This window comes from Paenibacillus sp. IHBB 10380, assembly GCF_000949425.1.
Taxonomy (GTDB): domain Bacteria; phylum Bacillota; class Bacilli; order Paenibacillales; family Paenibacillaceae; genus Paenibacillus_AQ.
Map to the genome: position 1 here is coordinate 4,050,746 of NZ_CP010976.1, position 20,053 is coordinate 4,070,798.

Annotated in this window: 13 protein-coding genes, 18 tRNA genes and 2 rRNA genes; 2 read left to right on the forward strand and 31 right to left on the reverse strand. The window is 43.7% G+C overall.

Features of this window, described 5'->3' with window-relative positions:
• Positions 1-85: 85 nt before the first annotated feature.
• On the forward strand, positions 86-904 hold the full coding sequence (locus UB51_RS18315; RefSeq protein WP_044878542.1) for an SPL family radical SAM protein: 819 nt from the start codon (positions 86-88) through the stop codon (positions 902-904).
• 202 nt (positions 905-1,106) lie between these two features.
• Here UB51_RS18315 and UB51_RS18320 read toward each other — a convergent pair whose 3' ends face one another.
• The 25 genes from UB51_RS18320 to UB51_RS18440 form a co-directional block, all read right to left on the reverse strand.
• Positions 1,107-1,790 (reverse strand): DNA alkylation repair protein, encoded by a 684-nt coding sequence (locus UB51_RS18320; RefSeq protein ID WP_044878543.1) that lies wholly within the window; start codon positions 1,788-1,790, stop codon positions 1,107-1,109.
• Between the two features lie 30 nt (positions 1,791-1,820).
• Entirely contained in the window at positions 1,821-2,438 is a 618-nt protein-coding gene (locus UB51_RS18325) for a DNA-3-methyladenine glycosylase family protein (protein ID WP_044880279.1), read from the reverse strand.
• 306 nt (positions 2,439-2,744) lie between these two features.
• A complete protein-coding gene (gene fabV, locus UB51_RS18330; protein ID WP_044878544.1) occupies positions 2,745-3,938 on the reverse strand; it encodes an enoyl-ACP reductase FabV in 1,194 nt (397 codons plus the stop codon).
• 219 nt (positions 3,939-4,157) lie between these two features.
• A complete protein-coding gene (locus UB51_RS18335; RefSeq protein ID WP_199924947.1) occupies positions 4,158-5,270 on the reverse strand; it encodes a stalk domain-containing protein in 1,113 nt (370 codons plus the stop codon).
• Positions 5,271-5,436: 166 nt separating this feature from the next.
• Positions 5,437-5,518, reverse strand: a tRNA-Leu gene (locus UB51_RS18340).
• 8 nt (positions 5,519-5,526) lie between these two features.
• A tRNA-Arg gene (locus UB51_RS18345) sits at positions 5,527-5,603 on the reverse strand.
• Between the two features lie 20 nt (positions 5,604-5,623).
• Positions 5,624-5,709, reverse strand: a tRNA-Leu gene (locus tag UB51_RS18350).
• 12 nt (positions 5,710-5,721) lie between these two features.
• A tRNA-Cys gene (locus UB51_RS18355) sits at positions 5,722-5,795 on the reverse strand.
• Positions 5,796-5,804: 9 nt separating this feature from the next.
• Positions 5,805-5,879 (reverse strand) — tRNA-Gly (locus UB51_RS18360).
• 6 nt (positions 5,880-5,885) lie between these two features.
• Positions 5,886-5,960 (reverse strand) — tRNA-Gln (locus UB51_RS18365).
• A gap of 13 nt (positions 5,961-5,973) precedes the next feature.
• A tRNA-His gene (locus tag UB51_RS18370) sits at positions 5,974-6,049 on the reverse strand.
• A 49-nt stretch (positions 6,050-6,098) separates the two neighbouring features.
• A tRNA-His gene (locus tag UB51_RS18375) sits at positions 6,099-6,174 on the reverse strand.
• Positions 6,175-6,203: 29 nt separating this feature from the next.
• Positions 6,204-6,277, reverse strand: a tRNA-Trp gene (locus UB51_RS18380).
• A gap of 10 nt (positions 6,278-6,287) precedes the next feature.
• Positions 6,288-6,372, reverse strand: a tRNA-Tyr gene (locus tag UB51_RS18385).
• 7 nt (positions 6,373-6,379) lie between these two features.
• Positions 6,380-6,455, reverse strand: a tRNA-Thr gene (locus UB51_RS18390).
• Positions 6,456-6,483: 28 nt separating this feature from the next.
• Positions 6,484-6,559: transfer RNA gene (locus tag UB51_RS18395), tRNA-Phe, on the reverse strand.
• A 26-nt stretch (positions 6,560-6,585) separates the two neighbouring features.
• Positions 6,586-6,663, reverse strand: a tRNA-Asp gene (locus UB51_RS18400).
• A 30-nt stretch (positions 6,664-6,693) separates the two neighbouring features.
• Positions 6,694-6,770 (reverse strand) — tRNA-Met (locus UB51_RS18405).
• A 49-nt stretch (positions 6,771-6,819) separates the two neighbouring features.
• Positions 6,820-6,895, reverse strand: a tRNA-Val gene (locus UB51_RS18410).
• A gap of 72 nt (positions 6,896-6,967) precedes the next feature.
• Positions 6,968-7,042, reverse strand: a tRNA-Glu gene (locus tag UB51_RS18415).
• Positions 7,043-7,087: 45 nt separating this feature from the next.
• A tRNA-Ser gene (locus UB51_RS18420) sits at positions 7,088-7,179 on the reverse strand.
• Positions 7,180-7,182: 3 nt separating this feature from the next.
• A tRNA-Asn gene (locus tag UB51_RS18425) sits at positions 7,183-7,258 on the reverse strand.
• 105 nt (positions 7,259-7,363) lie between these two features.
• Positions 7,364-10,293 (reverse strand): 23S ribosomal RNA (locus UB51_RS18430).
• A gap of 368 nt (positions 10,294-10,661) precedes the next feature.
• Positions 10,662-12,217, reverse strand: a 16S ribosomal RNA gene (locus UB51_RS18435).
• Together the 16S and 23S rRNA genes with 18 tRNA genes alongside form the textbook arrangement of a ribosomal RNA operon.
• A gap of 401 nt (positions 12,218-12,618) precedes the next feature.
• Positions 12,619-13,497 (reverse strand): nucleotidyltransferase-like protein, encoded by an 879-nt coding sequence (locus UB51_RS18440; protein ID WP_044878545.1) that lies wholly within the window; start codon positions 13,495-13,497, stop codon positions 12,619-12,621.
• Between the two features lie 129 nt (positions 13,498-13,626).
• Between UB51_RS18440 and UB51_RS18445 the strand changes: the two genes are divergently transcribed.
• Positions 13,627-14,043 carry a YgzB family protein gene (locus tag UB51_RS18445; RefSeq protein WP_044878546.1) on the forward strand — a complete coding sequence of 139 codons (417 nt, stop codon included), beginning with the start codon at positions 13,627-13,629 and terminating at the stop codon, positions 14,041-14,043.
• A 248-nt stretch (positions 14,044-14,291) separates the two neighbouring features.
• Here the strand turns inward: UB51_RS18445 and UB51_RS18450 are convergent, their stop codons facing one another.
• The 6 genes from UB51_RS18450 to UB51_RS18475 all read right to left on the reverse strand — a co-directional run bounded on the left by UB51_RS18450 (position 14,292) and on the right by UB51_RS18475 (position 19,973).
• Positions 14,292-16,010, reverse strand: coding sequence for a glycosyl hydrolase family 18 protein (locus UB51_RS18450; RefSeq protein WP_324607721.1), 1,719 nt, complete (start codon positions 16,008-16,010; stop codon positions 14,292-14,294).
• A 109-nt stretch (positions 16,011-16,119) separates the two neighbouring features.
• Positions 16,120-16,539, reverse strand: a complete 420-nt coding sequence (gene perR / locus UB51_RS18455) for a peroxide-responsive transcriptional repressor PerR (RefSeq protein WP_044878547.1) — start codon at positions 16,537-16,539, stop codon at positions 16,120-16,122.
• 157 nt (positions 16,540-16,696) lie between these two features.
• A complete protein-coding gene (locus UB51_RS18460) occupies positions 16,697-17,968 on the reverse strand; it encodes a DUF4097 family beta strand repeat-containing protein (protein WP_044878548.1) in 1,272 nt (423 codons plus the stop codon).
• A 33-nt stretch (positions 17,969-18,001) separates the two neighbouring features.
• The gene (locus UB51_RS18465) at positions 18,002-18,586 is read right to left on the reverse strand and encodes a hypothetical protein (RefSeq protein ID WP_044878549.1); all 585 of its coding nucleotides are present in this window, start codon (positions 18,584-18,586) and stop codon (positions 18,002-18,004) included.
• A 153-nt stretch (positions 18,587-18,739) separates the two neighbouring features.
• Positions 18,740-19,453, reverse strand: a complete 714-nt coding sequence (locus tag UB51_RS18470; protein WP_044878550.1) for an MgtC/SapB family protein — start codon at positions 19,451-19,453, stop codon at positions 18,740-18,742.
• A gap of 43 nt (positions 19,454-19,496) precedes the next feature.
• On the reverse strand, positions 19,497-19,973 hold the full coding sequence (locus UB51_RS18475) for a GNAT family N-acetyltransferase (protein WP_044878551.1): 477 nt from the start codon (positions 19,971-19,973) through the stop codon (positions 19,497-19,499).
• Positions 19,974-20,053: the final 80 nt, after the last annotated feature.

The window sequence follows — 20,053 nt, forward strand, 5'->3', positions numbered from 1 at the left end:
TTTCATCTTCGAGGATGGGATCTTGCTGACAACATTGCATAATTCAACTTATCTTGACCATGACTAAACTTTCGGGAGTAATCGTATGAAAACAGAATATTTATACAAAACACCAAAAACGCTCTTGAACAAAGGAACTGGTTTTCTCTCCGGCTATAGTCATTCGCTAAATCCTTATACGGGTTGTTCATTTGGTTGTTCTTACTGTTATGTACGACAAATGCCAGTCTCTACTTTTCGTAACGCGGAGTGGGGCACTTGGGTTGATGTTAAGAAAGATGCTGCTCACGTGTTCCAAAAGGAGCTTCAGAGAGCCAAAACCAAAGGACCCGTCACCATCTTCATGTCATCGAGCACCGATTCTTATCAACCTATTGAGCACAAAGAACAAATCACCCGATCTTTACTGGAGGTCATGGCTAACGATCCACCCGATTTTTTATTCGTCCAGACCCGCAGCCCTCTTGTTAGGAGAGATATTGATCTGTTGTTACGCCTAGGGAAGAAAGTACGTGTGAGTATGACGGTTGAAACTGACCTTGAGGACATCCGCAAACATTTTTCTCCGAATGCCCCTCCCATTCCCGCTAGGTTAAAGACCCTTCAATTATTGACTGAGGCGGGTGTACCTACGCAGGCAACGATTGCGCCTGTGTTACCAAGTAGCGAGGGTTTTGCGGAAATATTACGTTCACTAGTAGATCGGGTGTGTGTGGATGATTATTTCATGGGAGACGGCAGTGGCGGGAGACGAACTCGTAATTTAGGTATTCAAACGTTGTACAAACAGATAGGTATGGAAGATTGGTATCACCCCGCTGCCTATCGCATGGTCTATGAGCGATTGCTTCAGGTTTTCTCCAAGGATCAGCTTTATGTGAGCCAACAGGGATTTGAGCCTTAGAGCATACAGAAGATGAAGGCATGATTGTCGTTCATAATCCGAGCGACCACTTTCATATGTTGGATTCCCCAAAAATACATTGCATAATATGTAGAGTAGCCTATTATTCGTTTCCACGGATGATAGGCTACCTTTTACAGAATGGACTCTGACCTTATCCTCTGGGGAGTTTTATTCCCATCTCCACTTCAATCAAGCCTCTTTATTTTCGTTTCAAGCTACGAATCCTTTTTTTTGTTTCTGGATCCACGCGGTAAGACTCTGTTATTTTTTGCAGAGCTTTGTTGTATGTGAAATCGTCCAGTGAATTGCTATTCAAGTATGTCATAGTAGGTTCAGGCAGCTTTACATAACAGATTGATACTGCCCAAGCGACCGCCATTTTCACATAATATCCCTCATGTTTAGCATTGTCCAGTAGCTGTAACACTCGACTAATGTATTCTTCTTCAATGTAGAAATTAAGAAGCATGACTACACCAAAACGTATATCATATTCATTTTCAGACGACAGATACGGCTGCAAAAAATCCCATACTTGTTCCATATTCGTTTTAGTGAATTTTAGCCCTACACAGAAACTATCGCATACTGACCAATTATCAATTTTAGGCACAAACTTAGCCACATATTGCAAAATTTCTTCAATGTCTGCTTTTACATAACCAATAACCATGCCCTGTAGCATGATTTCCTCAAAATATTCACTTTGAGCATGTTCTATATAGATACGCCAATCTCCCTTTGCGATTTTTTTTGCCAATTTACGCAGCTCCGGCAGACGAACCCCCACAACATTATTAACATTCGGGATAAGTGCAGAGGCGAACTTTTGATACTCCTCATCCACCAATTCAAATATCTGTACTCTAATCGTTTTGTCCACTTCATGTACTCCTTGTCGCTTAATTTCTACTTATTCAAATGAGATGGTCCACAGGTATATAGAAGCAACTGAACCCAGAGGTGAATATCTTAGACGATATTCTTCAAACTGCTCTTGTGAAAGTTCACTTAGACCATACAATTTCATCATTCCGCGGCGAATGGCTATATCCCCCCAACTGATTACATCAGGGCGTTCCATTGCATTAATAAGCATCATTTCTGCCGTCCATTTACCAACTCCATTTAAGGTTATCAATTTCCTGACGACCTCGCCATCTGATAGAACATACAGTTCATCCAAATCAAATGCGCCTTGTTCAATCATACGGGCAACATTTTGAATGCAAACCGCCTTTTTCATCGTCATCCCACATCGTTGGATATCATCGGCTGTCTGTATGGCTATATTTTGCGGAGTTATCTCACCAAATCGATCCTGTATCCTTGTCCAAATCTTGTGGACCGCCTTCACAGAAATAAGCTGGCCTACAATGGCATAGACGAGCGCCGTGAACAGATCGGGAATAATGACACGCTCAACCTTGCCCATTCGAGCTATCGCTACCCCCAGTGTTACATCCACGCTTGTAAGATAGTCCATTTCTTCTTGTCCATATTCAAAATATTTTGTTTTAACGGTTTGCATCGAATTCCCCTCTGTATATCTGCTATTCCCTAGTGGCAATCTCGAGACCTCCCACTTGATATCTATATACTCACTGATTAATTACTATAGCATTACTATACCTCACCAGGCTCCAAATGTACGTATAGCCGAATAAGATAGCAAAGTAACGAAATTCAATCTCATAATATAAAAAAGATGACTCCTGAACCATTCAGAAGTCACCTCTCAGTCGTTTATATAGCTTTGTTAGTCCATCCTATGTTCACAACCAGAACACCGTTCAAGGGACCATTTGCGCCCCTTTGAACAGTGACGTTACCTGTATTAACGAAGATTCGGAATGTCTACCTCTGGATTCGTATCGACTTCGTAGTCTACGCCGTCGGTTTCAAAGCCAAAGAGTTGGAAGAACTCCTTGCGGTACCCTTCCAGATCAGAAAGGTCATACACGTTATTCGTCTCTAGCTCTGACCACAACTTCGTGACCTCAGCTTGAATTTCCGGCTTCATTTCCCAATCATCAACACGGATTAAACCTCTTCCATCTACAAGCGTCTCCTTCGATCCATTATAGAGTCGATCAGAGAACAACCGATACATTTGCTCGATACAGCCTTCGTGGATACCCTGTTCCTTCATAACTTTGTAAAGAGCAGCAATGTATAAAGGTACTACAGGGATAGCTGAGCTGGATTGTGTTACGAGTGCTTTATTCACTGACACAAATGCGCGTCCGCCGTGAGTTCCAAGCTTCTCGTGAAGTCGTTTCGCTGTTGCTTCCAAATCATTTTTGGCATAACCAATCGTTCCTTCACGATATACAGCGTGTGTAATTTCTGGTCCAATATACGAATAAGCAACGGTAGTTGCACCTTCTGCTAGCACACCAGCCTGTTCAAGCTCATCTATCCACATTTCCCAGTCCTCACCGCCCATTACAGCAATCGTTTGGCGAATTTCCTCTTCACTCGCAGGCTCGATCGTTGTTTCCGTTACTTCGCCATTGTGGAAATTGACGGTTTTATTCGTATAGGTTTCACCAATCGGCTTAATGACAGAAGAGAATGTCTCGCCTGTTTTTGGATGTGTGCGGCGCGGTGATGCCACACTATAGATAACCAAATCAATTTTTCCAAGCTCGGTGCGGATCAAATCAATCGTTTTTTCTTTAATCTCATCGGAGAAAGCGTCTCCCACGATACTGAATGATTGACGGTTAGCTTCTTTGGCAGCTTCCTCAAACGCAGCGGAATTGTACCAACCTGCAGAAGCTGTGCGTGCACCCTCTGCAGCTTTGTCGAAATAAACGCCGACCGTGTTAGCCCCAGCAGCAAATGAAGACACGATTCTAGAAGCCAGTCCATAGCCTGTAGAAGCGCCTATCACAAGCACATTACGTGGGCCTTCGATAGCTGGTTGGGATTTTACATAGTCGATTTGACGCTGTACTTGTTTAGCACAGCCTTCCGGATGTGCAGTCGTACAAATAAAGCCTCGTGTTTTAGGTTGAATAATCAAATTAAGTAATTCCTTCCTATAGTAAAATTTTCTAGTATTCCTTGATGCAGAACATTTATATCCTATTTTACCGATTACCCGCGATAAAGCAAAGGGGGAGCGTTGATTAAGGAGAATATTTTTGAGATTTGAGCCATTTTTAAGAGCACTCCTTTATAAAAAGACTCTTGAGCAACTGCAGCTCAAGAGTTTTTATCAGTAAATAGCTTATTCACTTAACTATTCCATAATGGCTTCATCGTTGCTAATAACAATTTGTGCTTCAAATACGTACGCATGATTCATGCCAACCACAGTCTTGAAAAAGCTCAAAGGAACAAAAGCGTTATTCCCAACCAATTGTGGAGAAGCCCCTAATTGAATAGAAGTCGCACTGGAATTCTTGTAGTTATCCTCACCTATTTTTAATGAAGCAACCTCACCAAACATAATACTCTTCAGCTTATTATTCCAAGTAAGGTCATATTCTAGAGCTTCAGCAATGGCTCGAAGTGGAACCATAACCGTCCCACCTTCATTGATGAATGCTGCTGGAGCTTTGATTATTTTGTCATTCACGACGATCTCCATAGTAGAAACATCTCCAATCATTGTAGACATTTCCTCATCCGTTAATTGATGAATGGGAGGCACTTCTTTTTCGAATAATACAACAATTTTCGTTGGAGTTGTTTGTGCTGGAATACTTCTTGTTGATATGCCGTATGAAACAACAAGTTTTCTGTTTGTGAGTTCACCTTCAAAAGCCTTCCCATCCTGGGACACCACTGTGGTCTGATCTGATTTATTCAGCTGCAGCGAATGATCAGCGCTAACCAGATCCTTGTCAAATAAATCTACCTTTATATTCTCATCTTTAGGATGATTAGCTGTAATAACTTTAACATTGTATTGAGCTGGATAAATTAAAATCATCGGTGCATTTGCTTCATAGTAACCGGTAATTGTGGAGCCCTCAGCAAGTTCAATTACATTTGCTAGATAGGTGTCAGTAGATATTACAAAGTTGGCTATGCCACCCTCTGCATTTTCAACTAGCACGTACTTCGTACCTGCAACACCTTCAACATCACTTATTTTCTTCACCGTTCCTGTGAAAGAATTGTAATATGACTGATTTTCTACCTGTCTGTCACCTATAGGCATAGTTTCATTTATTGACATAATTTCTTTTATAGGCACAATTTCCTTAGCTTGTACCCCATTGTTACTAGAGGGTAAATCATTGGCAGCGTTAGCTGTTACTGCGAGGAGAGAAAATACAGCCAGAGATAATAAGCCTGCAAATAACTTTTTAGAAATTCTAATAAGAAACGAAAAAGAAGAGGTCACTTGTACCCCTACCGTTATTATTAATAGTTCATATATTCTTCTAGTTACAGATCATTGCTGAATTACGGTAATTTACATCTCTAATAAGAATCAAGTATATTTACTAATAACAGAAAAAAGGTTTATAAAATCGCTTCGAAAAGCAATCTTATAAACCTTTTTTGTATACCGATGGCCGGACTCGAACCGGCAAGCCTCTCGGCACCGCATTTTGAGTGCGGCGTGTCTGCCAATTCCACCACATCGGCGTAATTCATGGTGCGCCCTAAGAGATTCGAACTCCTGGCCTTTTGATTCGTAGTCAAACGCTCTATCCAGCTGAGCTAAGGGCGCATATTTTATTAATTAATTAATGCGGAAGACCAGACTTGAACTGGTACGATAGTCACCTACCGCAGGATTTTAAGTCCTGTGCGTCTGCCGATTCCGCCACTCCCGCATATTAAATTAATGGAGGCGCCACCCAGATTTGAACTGGGGATAAAGCTTTTGCAGAGCTGTGCCTTACCACTTGGCTATGGCGCCGTACAAAAATGGAGCGGACGACGGGAATCGAACCCGCGACCCTCGCCTTGGCAAGGCGATGCTCTACCGCTGAGCCACGTCCGCATATAATGGCTGGGGATATAGGATTTGAACCTATGCATGACGGAGTCAAAGTCCGTTGCCTTACCGCTTGGCTAATCCCCAACATTAGAATTAATGGGGCGACTGATGGGACTTGAACCCACGAATGCCGGAACCACAATCCGGTGCGTTAACCCCTTCGCCACAATCGCCATATTATTATCTACATCATAGTGAAACAGAACAACTCATTCAAAAAAATGGGGCGACTGATGGGACTTGAACCCACGAATGCCGGAACCACAATCCGGTGCGTTAACCCCTTCGCCACAATCGCCATGTTATTATCTACATCATAAATTTCTTTGGCAGGGGCAGCAGGAATTGAACCCACACCAACGGTTTTGGAGACCGTTGTTCTACCTTTAAACTATGCCCCTATAAAAGAAATGGTGGAGGATGATGGATTCGAACCACCGAACTCGTAGAGAGCAGATTTACAGTCTGCCGTGTTTAGCCACTTCACTAATCCTCCAAAACAATGGTGCCGGCGAGAGGACTTGAACCCCCAACCTACTGATTACAAGTCAGTTGCTCTACCAGTTGAGCTACACCGGCGCACCAAATATTCAATTTACAATGAAAATGGTGGCTCGGAACGGAATCGAACCGCCGACACAAGGATTTTCAGTCCTTTGCTCTACCGACTGAGCTACCGAGCCATATTGAAATATCACTACTATAAAAATGGCGGAACCGACGGGATTCGAACCCGCGATCTCCTGCGTGACAGGCAGGCATGTTAGACCGACTACACCACGGTTCCACATATTCTATTCCTTAGCAAAGGAATAATTGGTTGCGGGGGCAGGATTTGAACCTGCGGCCTTCGGGTTATGAGCCCGACGAGCTACCGGGCTGCTCCACCCCGCGTCATTTACAAAATATTTAATTTCATCCATATATCCAGTAGAGGATCGTATGGTGGAGGCTGAGGGGATCGAACCCCCGACCCTCTGCTTGTAAGGCAGATGCTCTCCCAGCTGAGCTAAGCCTCCATTAAATAGATGAATATTATCATATCACATATATCGAGTTTAAAGCAAGCTTCTTTTCGATATTAATAAATATGGTGACCCGTATGGGATTCGAACCCATGTTACCTCCGTGAAAGGGAGGTGTCTTAACCCCTTGACCAACGGGCCTAAAAGTTTTACGAAGTAAAGCTCGCTTCGTAAGCATAAATACTATGGCGGAGAGAGAGGGATTCGAACCCTCGAGACGCTTTTGGCGCCTACACGATTTCCAATCGTGCTCCTTCGGCCAACTCGGACACCTCTCCATATGGCTCCCCGAACAGGGCTCGAACCTGTGACAACTCGATTAACAGTCGAGTGCTCTACCAACTGAGCTATCAGGGAATATAACTATTATTCAAGGTTTAATCCTTGAAAACTAGATACGAAACGAATTTGCAATGTTAAAACAGCATATGCTTCCGAAGTAGTTTCACTTCATGAAACTTTTAGGATAAGCCCTCGACCGATTAGTATTGGTCAGCTCCATGCATTACTGCACTTCCACCTCCAACCTATCTACCTCGTCGTCTTCAAGGGGTCTTACTAATTGGGAAATCTCATCTTGAGGGGGGCTTCACGCTTAGATGCTTTCAGCGTTTATCCCGTCCGCACGTAGCTACCCAGCTATGCTCCTGGCGGAACAACTGGTACACCAGAGGTGCGTCCATCCCGGTCCTCTCGTACTAAGGACAGCTCCTCTCAAATTTCCTGCGCCCACGACAGATAGGGACCGAACTGTCTCACGACGTTCTGAACCCAGCTCGCGTACCGCTTTAATGGGCGAACAGCCCAACCCTTGGGACCTACTTCAGCCCCAGGATGCGATGAGCCGACATCGAGGTGCCAAACCTCCCCGTCGATGTGGACTCTTGGGGGAGATAAGCCTGTTATCCCCAGGGTAGCTTTTATCCGTTGAGCGATGGCCCTTCCATGCGGTACCACCGGATCACTAAGCCCGACTTTCGTCCCTGCTCGACTTGTAGGTCTCGCAGTCAAGCTCCCTTCTGCCTTTGCACTCTTCGAATGATTTCCAACCATTCTGAGGGAACCTTGGGGCGCCTCCGTTACTCTTTAGGAGGCGACCGCCCCAGTCAAACTGCCCACCTGACACTGTCCCCGAACCGGTTTACGGTCCTAGGTTAGAACCTAGATACGATCAGGGTGGTATCCCAACGGCGCCTCCGTAGAAGCTTGCGCTCCTACTTCTCAGGCTCCCACCTATCCTGTACAGATCGTACCCAAATCCAATATCAAGCTGCAGTAAAGCTCCATGGGGTCTTTCCGTCTTGTCGCGGGTAACCTGCATCTTCACAGGTATTAAAATTTCACCGGATCTCTCGTTGAGACAGCGCCCAAGTCGTTACGCCATTCGTGCGGGTCAGAATTTACCTGACAAGGAATTTCGCTACCTTAGGACCGTTATAGTTACGGCCGCCGTTTACTGGGGCTTCGGTTCATAGCTTCGGGTTACCCCTAACCACTCCCCTTAACCTTCCAGCACCGGGCAGGCGTCAGCCCGTATACTTCGCCTTGCGGCTTCGCACAGACCTGTGTTTTTGCTAAACAGTCGCTTGGGCCTTTTCACTGCGGCCCCCTCGTGCTATTCACACTACCGGGGCACCCCTTCTCCCGAAGTTACGGGGTCATTTTGCCGAGTTCCTTAACGAGAGTTCTTCCGCGCGCCTTAGAATACTCTTCTCGCCTACCTGTGTCGGTTTGCGGTACGGGCACCTTCTCCTGGTTAGAGGCTTTTCTTGGCAGTGTGAGATCATGACCTTCGCTACTATAATTTTCGCTCCCCATCACAGCCCAGCCTTCATGATGTGCGGATTTGCCTACACATCAGCCTCACTGCTTAGACGGACACTTCCATCAGTCCGCGTCACTACCCTGCTGCGTCACCCCATTACTCATAACGGATTACGGTGGTACAGGAATTTCAACCTGTTGTCCATCCACTACGCCTTTCGGCCTCGCGTTAGGTCCCGACTTACCCTGAGAGGACGAGCCTTCCTCAGGAAACCTTGGGCTTTCGGCGGATCAGATTCTCACTGATCTTTTCGTTACTTATACCGGCATTCTCACTTGTATGCTGTCCAGCGCTCCTTACGGTACACCTTCAACCTGCATACAACGCTCCCCTACCCCTGATGCAAAGCATCAAGCCATAGCTTCGGTGGCGTGTTTAGCCCCGTTACATTTTCGGCGCAGAGTCACTCGACCAGTGAGCTATTACGCACTCTTTCAATGGTGGCTGCTTCTAAGCCAACATCCTGGTTGTCTGTGCAACTCCACATCCTTTCCCACTTAACACACACTTGGGGACCTTAGCTGATGGTCTGGGCTGTTTCCCTTTCGACAATGGATCTTAGCACTCACTGTCTGACTCCCGGAATTCGAGTCTATGGCATTCGGAGTTTGACTGAGTTTGGTAACCCTTGCGGGCCCCGCACCCAATCAGTGCTCTACCTCCACGACTTATTTCCGAGGCTAGCCCTAAAGCTATTTCGGGGAGAACCAGCTATCTCCGAGTTCGATTGGAATTTCTCCGCTACCCCCACCTCATCCCCGCATTTTTCAACATGCGTGGGTTCGGGCCTCCAGTGCGTGTTACCGCACCTTCACCCTGGACAGGGGTAGATCACTCGGTTTCGGGTCTACGTCCACGTACTAAAATTCGCCCTATTCAGACTCGCTTTCGCTGCGGCTCCGGCTTCTCACCTTAACCTTGCACGGGAACGTAACTCGCCGGTTCATTCTACAAAAGGCACGCCATCACCCATAAATAGGGCTCTGACTTTTTGTAAGCACACGGTTTCAGGTTCTATTTCACTCCCCTTCCGGGGTGCTTTTCACCTTTCCCTCACGGTACTGTTTCACTATCGGTCGCTAGGTAGTATTTAGCCTTAGCAGATGGTCCTGCTAGATTCATACGGGGTTTCACGTGCCCCGCACTACTCGGGATCCGTCTCGGAGGGATTAGACTTTTGGTTACAGGGCTTTTACCTTCTATGCCGGGCCTTTCCAGACCTCTTCACCTAACCTAATCCTTTGTAACTCCATGTGAGACGTCCCACAACCCCAAAGAGCAAGCTCCTTGGTTTGGGCTGTTCCGCGTTCGCTCGCCGCTACTGACGGAATCACTATTGTTTTCTCTTCCTCAGGGTACTTAGATGTTTCAGTTCCCCTGGTCTGCCTCTACATTCCCTATGTATTCAGGAATGAGTAACTGCGAATTACCACAGCTGGGTTTCCCCATTCGGACACCCCCGGATCAAAGCTTGCTTACAGCTCCCCGAGGCAGTTTCGTTGTTCGCCACGTCCTTCATCGGCTCCTAGCGCCTAGGCATCCTCCGTGTGCTCTTAGTAGCTTAACCATTTCGCTCATTTGTTGCGCTGTCCGCTCTCTTGTCCGTTCATTTCATCTATTGAGTGAACCCATTAGAGGTTGAAATGAACTCCCAAAGGATCGATCATCACATCAAATTCGCTAGCTACCTTTACACTTCATTCAATTCATAATGAGTTGAATGTTAAATATAAAAGAATGTTCTAAATCGTAAATTCGTTTCGTTATCTAGTTTTCAAGGATCAAAGTCATTTCTACAAGAGAAATAACATAGTTGAAAGATTGCTCTTTCAAAACTGACAACGAGTGAGGAAATATTCATGGAATCTATTGTTCCATAAGTCTTATCTTGACTCTTAGTTGAATGTTTCCGTTGCAGGAAACGATTCTCCATAGAAAGGAGGTGATCCAGCCGCACCTTCCGATACGGCTACCTTGTTACGACTTCACCCCAATCATCTACCCCACCTTCGGCGGCTGGCTCCCTTGCGGGTTACCCCACCGACTTCGGGTGTTGTAAACTCTCGTGGTGTGACGGGCGGTGTGTACAAGACCCGGGAACGTATTCACCGCGGCATGCTGATCCGCGATTACTAGCAATTCCGACTTCATGCAGGCGGGTTGCAGCCTGCAATCCGAACTGAGACCGGCTTTGGTGGGATTGGCTCCATCTCGCGATTTCGCAGCCCGTTGTACCGGCCATTGTAGTACGTGTGTAGCCCAGGTCATAAGGGGCATGATGATTTGACGTCATCCCCACCTTCCTCCGGTTTGTCACCGGCAGTCTGTTTAGAGTGCCCACCATAATGTGCTGGCAACTAAGCATAAGGGTTGCGCTCGTTGCGGGACTTAACCCAACATCTCACGACACGAGCTGACGACAACCATGCACCACCTGTCTCCTCTGTCCCGAAGGCCGCCACTATCTCTAGTGGATTCAGAGGGATGTCAAGACCTGGTAAGGTTCTTCGCGTTGCTTCGAATTAAACCACATACTCCACTGCTTGTGCGGGTCCCCGTCAATTCCTTTGAGTTTCAGTCTTGCGACCGTACTCCCCAGGCGGAGTGCTTAATGTGTTAACTTCGGCACCAAGGGTATCGAAACCCCTAACACCTAGCACTCATCGTTTACGGCGTGGACTACCAGGGTATCTAATCCTGTTTGCTCCCCACGCTTTCGCGCCTCAGCGTCAGTTACAGCCCAGAGAGTCGCCTTCGCCACTGGTGTTCCTCCACATATCTACGCATTTCACCGCTACACGTGGAATTCCACTCTCCTCTTCTGTACTCAAGTCACCCAGTTTCCAGTGCGACCCGGGGTTGAGCCCCGGGATTAAACACCAGACTTAAATGACCGCCTGCGCGCGCTTTACGCCCAATAATTCCGGACAACGCTTGCCCCCTACGTATTACCGCGGCTGCTGGCACGTAGTTAGCCGGGGCTTTCTTCTCAGGTACCGTCACTCCAAGAGCAGTTACTCTCCTGAATCTTCTTCCCTGGCAACAGAGCTTTACGATCCGAAAACCTTCATCACTCACGCGGCGTTGCTCCGTCAGACTTTCGTCCATTGCGGAAGATTCCCTACTGCTGCCTCCCGTAGGAGTCTGGGCCGTGTCTCAGTCCCAGTGTGGCCGTTCACCCTCTCAGGTCGGCTACGCATCGTCGCCTTGGTGAGCCGTTACCTCACCAACAAGCTAATGCGCCGCAGGTCCATCTGTAAGTGACAGATTGCTCCGCCTTTCAACATTCTCTCAGGAGAGAAAATGTATTATCCGGTATTAGCTACCGTTTCCGGTAGTTATCCCAGTCTCACAGGCAGGTTACCTACGTGTTACTCACCCGTCCGCCGCTGAGTATTAGGAGTGCAAGCACTCCATCAACTCCGCTCGACTTGCATGTATTAGGCACGCCGCCAGCGTTCGTCCTGAGCCAGGATCAAACTCTCCAATAGAATTGAAAAGAGCGATATGCTCATTTTGAAACAAACTGGCGAGAATTTGCATTCTCTACCAAATGATTTCTCATTTGTTTTGACTTCACTTTCATGAAATCTTTACTCACTCGTTGTTCAGTTTTCAAAGATCAATTTCTCTTTCGTCATCACCAGTCATTCTCGGCGACAACTTCTATATCATATCATGCCATCCATTATTTCGTCAAGAGTTATTTTTCAATAAAATTTTTCTTGATTTGCTGTTATGATCTCAAAATCATCATATCTCGTTTAATGGGGCGAGTTATAATTTATCACAGAATATATAACGGAGTCAAATTATTTTTTAAATTATAAACATTGGCAATAATTAAGGGGATTACCACCAATGTTCCTTACTTCATACATCCTTAACACCTTCATTCTATCTTTGCTTGATACAGAATGTTCTGATTCCCTCGTATATTACTATTCCGCACAATAACCTCTTTGACAAAAGAGTGGTACACTAATTTACGCAAAACGAGCGGCAACTCTGTACTCACGGACATTAGCTCAGGATGGTGTATTAAATCTTCAATACTCCACGCTTGTATTCGACCACTCAATATACGTAGTAGTAGTACAGAACACTGCGCCATCTTGGACATGACGGAGAACTCGCATCCTAACAGAACTAGCTCAATTCTTTGCTCAACAGTTTCCTTGCTTACCGTTAATTCTTCATATAATTTATGAACAGCAGAATTCAATCCCCTTACCTGCTCCCACACATAAGAGCGTGGAAGAATACCACGTTCAATAAGTTCAATCCTAGCCCAGTGATGCAGTGACTCCATGACACTGTGATAAGCATCCATAATACGATGCTCTTCCATATAACGCTTAGCTTCTACATACAACCATAAGAACCGCGAAAACTCTAAGAACATCATCTGGTCACGAAGCTGTTGTTCAAAACTCTGGAATTCAAGACGAAGCTTCAACAGATCACCTTCATTATCCAAGAGAATATCACCCTCTAAGAGGTATTTCACCACATCTTCTTTGTCTCCAGCAATTAACCACTTCCGAAGTTCTACTAAGTTAGTATGAAGAATTTCGCAGCGGCTGTCTTGAATAATCGTATGTTCAACCTTTGAATATCTAGCTCTCGGTTCATGCACGACTAATATTTGATATTCAAAGTCATAGAGTAATGCTCCATGATCACGGTATCGGATTTCATGATACGCAATACTCCCTATAGTACTTTCATCAAATATTTCCCTTTTAAAAAACAAATCGGGTTGCTCCACAGTTCCCAATCCCCTCCATACTTCTCTTGGCGTAAATAGGCCAATTCAGTTATACTTAATTACTTCTACACATATATACAAGTTCCTTCTTTAATAATCTCAACTATTCTAATGATAGGGGATCATATCATGATATTTAAATCTGCTAAAATCAATGCTTTTCGCTTATGGGGATTACTTTTAACTATGATTGGGATGGGCCTTATGGTTCTAGGAACGGGAGGTATTGTATTCTGGGGACATACCGGCAAAGTGTTTGCAGGCATCGGCCTTGTAATCGGACTTATAGCTATGGTTGGAAGCTTAGCGATCTACTTCTGGGCTGGTATGTTATCTACTAGCGCAGTTCAAATCCAATGCCCCGAATGCGACAAACTCACAAAGATTCTAGGTCGTACGGATCGTTGCATGTTCTGTAGAACGATGCTGACACTCGATCCAGATAAAGCTAATATTTCAGCCGATTTACTGCTAGATCAGCGTGCTCAAGAAAATGTATCTGATCCTAATGCGACTAAAGCACCGAACGAGTCGCTTTCCAAATAAGTGACCTAAAACTCAGAGGATTATCCAATGATTGAATCAACAGATCGATCATCACACTTAATTCATATTTCAGCGTGATATAGATAATTAAATTGCTTCGCGATTTCAAAAGGCCAGTATTCGTTCACCTACGAAAAGGATTGAAAGTTTATACTTTCTAATATTAAAAAAACGGGCATCCTTAAATTTAAGGACGCCCGTTTTTTATTGACCTAAATTATTGAATCATATTATGATTTCCGAATACATTAAGGAGCTACACCCTTCAGTACTTCCCACACCTGTTTGTTAGAAAAACTTCTGTTCCAAGAAGCAATCCCTCCAAGATTCAATGATTTCACTAAATCTACTCTGGCCTGTAATGATACTTCATCTTCTATCCATATTTTCTTGAGTATACCCTCTTCCGTGTATTCAACATAGTTTTGTTGGGGACTTTCCAGATAGCTTGGTGTTAACTTCTTTGTGCGGATAATTTCTGCAATACTGTCCATTCCCACAGATTTGGAGCTAACCTTTGTTTTTCCATCTACCATTTCCTCAGACCAAATCCGTGTATAGAGCGGTATCCCTAGAATCAATTTCTCTGGTGGAACATGATCTTCTGTTATTATTTTTTGTAATGCTGCCTCTACCCACGGAAGTGAAGCTACTGAACCCGCTTTGGGACTAGCTGCCCAGTGCTCATCATATGCCATTACGATTAAGTAATCAGCAACCGATCCAAGAGCTTCTCGATCTAGAAAAAGTGACCACATTTCACTCTTCGATTTAGGGGTAACATCTACAGAAATAATTAACCCCCGAGCTTCTGCTAAAGGTTTAATTTCACGTACAAATTGGGATATGTTATCCCCATCTTTCGTATATACATTCTCGAAATCAAGATTAATGCCATCTAAGTCATACAGTTCTGCATACTTTAGCATCTGATTAATAATATTAATTCTACTCTTAAATTTAGACATGGCTTCGGATGTCAAATCGGGTTCAAAGCTATTACTAAGTAGTCCCCATACTTCCATCTTCTGACCATGAGCCCATTTCACATAAGAAGAATCGGCCTGGCTACGAACATTCCCTTCCCCATCAATCATACTAAACCATGTAGGGCTAACCACATTCACTCCAGGTAATTTCCCTATTGAATTCGGGTCAGGTTTCCGCTGATATACAGCCTCCCATACCAAATTAACAGGCTTCCCTTTCCAGCTACGTTCTGCTCTTGTAGTTTTCTGAGCTGGAACCTCAATTACCTTATTCTTACCCATTACGATATGTTTCTTCTCCATGTAACCTGCATACCCATTATCAAGTTGTACAAAATCCCAGTCTTCATCATTGGTTTTCCATACCCGAAGCTCCGTATCATTAGACACATCAGTTAGAATCGGAGAATGGATTGAATGATCTTGACGTATTGCTATCGTCTTGTCAGGCTTGCCAGCATCTACCTTGCCCATAGGGATAGTCTCCCCTGCTCGCATCAGTAAAACCGCGCCCGTATTAGCATCTTCATGAATTTTAATGCCATACAGTTCTTTTAGAGGCTGGAGAGGCAAATATAACACCCCCTCCGTTTCTTCTGGCGCAAACCTAAGCTGGATAGATTGATTATTGACTTCAGCTGTCTTCTTATCAGTCTTCAAATGCATTAACTTCGCTGGCGTGGTCAGAATGATAGATTTCGACTCCAATTCATAACGAATATTAGGGTCAACCACCTCTTGTAGCACAGGTAACGGCAACATTAAATTATCGCCAGTGCCTACGGCAGAATACTCTAACAACTCCCCTTTTACAAAAATAGGCTTGTTAAGCCCTTTCCAATCAGGCTCAACATGCTGTGAATTAGGTAACTGTTGCATTACGATGTAATAGGCTGATACAGCAAGCAAACATACAACTAACAATAGACTGAAACTGCGTTTCCCCGTCCTTCGACGCCCTTGTGTTGTTCTTCTCAATCTTATAATCCTCCGTGTGTCATCAATTGTAATCATCTTCTTATAACAAAAAAACGCGAGGAATCCTTCCTTAGGAGTCCGCACGTTCCTCATAAACACACCATTAAAGTTACTTACAAACTTGGCAGACCCCATAAAGTTCCATCCGCAAACCTTTAATCTTAAACCCTGTAGCTAATTCAGCCTCATGCTCCACCGACTCTAATGAAGGGTACATGAAATCTTCAATTTTACCACACTTCTCACAAATGACATGATAGTGATCTGTTACATTTGCATCAAATCGACTAGAGTCATCCCCATATGTCAATTCACGAACCATTCCAGATTCCATAAACATTTTGAGATTATTGTAAACCGTCGCTACACTCATGCTTGGGAACTTAGGCTCTAAAGCACGGTATATTTCATCCGCTGTTGGATGGCTCATCGATTCCATCAGATAGTCCAAAATGGCATGACGTTGGGGTGTGATCCGGACTCCGGAAGTTTTTAATTGTTCCAATGCATGTTGGACACGCGTTGCCATCTAACCCACCACCTTATTTAGATCATTTCGAAATATATAGTGAAAGCCTTACTATAGGATCTTTAGTATCATTATTATTATATTAATGTTATTATCTGATAATTGTCAACGAAACCTCTCTCATTGGTGGGAGTAGTTGTTTGGTTTTTTACCATTTTCAGTATTTGTTCACAACTAAGTCACTATTACCTTCAATGCTAATGGAGTGCTCCCCCGTGCCAATAATCCCTGTAATCGTCTTGTTATCCAATATTAATGTAGGCATAGTTGTTTTAATCTCCCCATAGCTTATAGATCCCATAATTTCATAATCTCCAGAATAAGGAAGATAAAGTTTCATTTCACCGACTGCGCTATAAATGTTCCAATCGCCTCCAATTTCACTAGAAGACGTCTTCACTCTGCCATTCAGAGACTCTGCCTTCAGACTCCTTCTAACTTCTTTAACATCAATGTTCCCATTTTTAGTTGAAATATCAGTCTCACCTAATGCTCTCACTACAGATAGATTACCCACTTGGGTGGATAAACGAAGTGAACGGGTAATATCCATCGCTTCCATATTTCCCTGAGAAGTCATTAAATCAGCAGAACCATTAAGATTATTAACTTGAATAGCACCATTCGAGGTTGAACCCTTCACATCACCAAGGACATCCCTAATACCGATCTTGCCATTGGCTGTCTCCAATGAAATATTCTTAATTGCCTCAACATTCCGTAGTGTAATATCGCCATTCATGGTGCGAATTTGAAAATTAAATCTTCTATTCTCAGGGAGTGTGATATTTAAATCCATGCGCGGTTGGCGCTTACCCGATTGTCCGTAAGGCTTTCCTAAGGTCTCTACTTTAATCGTTTTTCCTTCTGAAATCTGTACTATAGACTCCTTAAATATTTCCTTAGCCTCAGGACCGGTAATTTGGTCAACCCACACTTCTGTATCAACTTGCACATCATCTACCGGCTCCCGATGTAACCAAATGTTTCCGTTAATGTTGTCGATCACAATATCTTGGCTATTAAAGGAAACAGGAATTATTTCTCTGTCTTTGAAAAAGTGAGCGCCCTTCTGTTCACTGTAATCCACTGCCGCAGCTGTTAAATTGAGACTGACCTTATTCCATAAATGAAGATAATGTTCTTGATGAGTTACAACAAATACACTAGCTGTAAGAATTATGGAGAGGGATAGTCCCCGAATATCAAGACGAAACTTAGAACCAGAAGCTCGTTCATGATCTCTAGCAAATAGGTATAGAAGAATAGACTCAATTCCCCACATTACAACCAGAAGTGGCCACCATGTCAAGAGCAGTAGCGTATAGTCAGTTCCCCGGATTTTATCCGTCAAGAGTAATATACCGGTTACAATTAACAGCAACGTTGCCGTATATCGTCCAACCTGAATTTTACGCTTACTGTTCATTTCCTCCATGCCTCCTCCCGCTGTTAGACGTATTTAACGCTTTATACTCTGTACCATTTCACGGACCAAGTAAACTATTCCTAAAGCAATCAACACAACCGCGACTGTAATCTCACCATACATCTCTATATACATCGCTAACCAAACCGGTTTCTGATACAAGAAAAATAATAACAATCCACCGAAAACTAATAACACACCAAAAGATAAGCCCTTTTCAGCCAAAAAAGGATTAGGTCGTTGTCGTATAGTCTCTCCGACATCATCCCGCTCCGTTCTACGACGAGAAATAATATAATCCGCTGCCTGTAACGCATCAAATACGTTATAGAAATAAGTGACTGGAATCATCAGGGCTAACAATATTAAAAGAGGTACATTGATCTGCATACCCGTAGAAGAGAAATATAAAATTGCTGAACAGTCTAGAAGTAGCGCTAATATAAATAACTCACCTCTTTTGAACAAGCCGAGATAGATGTGTCCCATGCCAGGAAGTAGTGCCGCTAATAGTCCAGCCGTAAATTTACGTTTCCGCAATCGGTATGGCCTGATTTGTTTCTTCTTCTGTTGTTTATGTTCAAAACTTGTGGAGGATCGTAGTTGTGTATAGTCCATCTTGAATCCCACCTTCATCTCTAACTTACAGTTAAATCAATTAAATATTACCCTATTACAAACCTATAGTAACTGGTAATAATCTGGGCACTGTAAAAAAAGATCCCTGAATGGTCAAAAACCCCCGAGATAACCCGGGAGATCTTGTTTCTATTATTCTAAATTCACCATGGTTATTCCATCTATTTTACGTATTTTTGAAGTGAGAGCAATCGGATCTAAGGTACGTTTAATAAGGACATGCAGTGATATTTCGATGGTAGTTTTCGGGGGTTGCGGCTCACCGTAAGGTGTATCACTTCGATCATTGACGATGATTTTCCGAATGGTAATCCCTTCATCATAAAGTAACTCCGAGATGTCATCGAGTAATCCAGGTGAAGAAATGGCATTCATATTGAGAAGATGTAACTTATTTACACTAATATAACGCTGTTCTAGCTTATTAAATATAATTAAAGTGAATAAAATCAGTATCGTAGATACAATGGCAGCGAAATAAAATCCTGCACCTACAGAAAGTCCCAATGCAGCTACAACCCATACGGAAGCAGCTGTCGTCAGTCCTGTAATCGATTTACCCGTAAACAGAATCGTCCCTGCACCCAAAAATCCGATCCCCGTAATAACTGCTGATGCGAGGCGGGCCGGGTCCATCCGTATATTTGTTTCGTTAGCAAAATCAGAGAATCCATATATGGATAACATAATAATTAAAGTGGATCCCAAACACACTAAAATATGAGTACGTAGCCCCGCTGCATGGTTAGATCTTTCTCTCTCCCATCCCACTAATCCACCAAGAAGCATAGCTAGTAATAACCGGAGTAAAATTTGTACGTTATCGATAAGCCAAGGATTATACAAAGCTATATCTCTCCTTCAAATGCTATAGTTATACTCTACAACCTTATTCTAGAGAAGATTGATTTAGTCTTCTATGAAATGTAGTCAGTTCTACATTTGGTGCTACTTCATACTTATCAAATGGAATAAATCCATATTTCAAATATAGGGAAAATGCCGGGTCATTGCGAGTACCCGTAGATACAATAAATAAAGGAATGTCTGAATATTTACTCAATACATACTGAATCAAACGCCCCGCGATCCCTTTTCGAAAGTGTCCAGGACTCACCATCATACGAGTAAGAGTCAAAGTCCCTTCCCCCTCGCTAAGAACAGCTATCGCTCCTAAAAGTTCTCCATCATCATCCATTTCACCATAAAAATGTTCCCCACAGTCACGAAGGGTTTCATACGTATCAAGTAAAGGAGGAATATCAATAAATCCAATTTTCTCTGCTTCAAGCCGATAGGCTACCTGTTGCAAACGCCAAATTTGATTTACTGTTCCTTCATCATTCAACGATAGTTCTATAGTCATATTATATTCTCCCTTTTAACAAATGACTTCATTCCATAAAAATAAGAGGACTTGTCGCTTTCGACAAGCCCTCTTTGCAA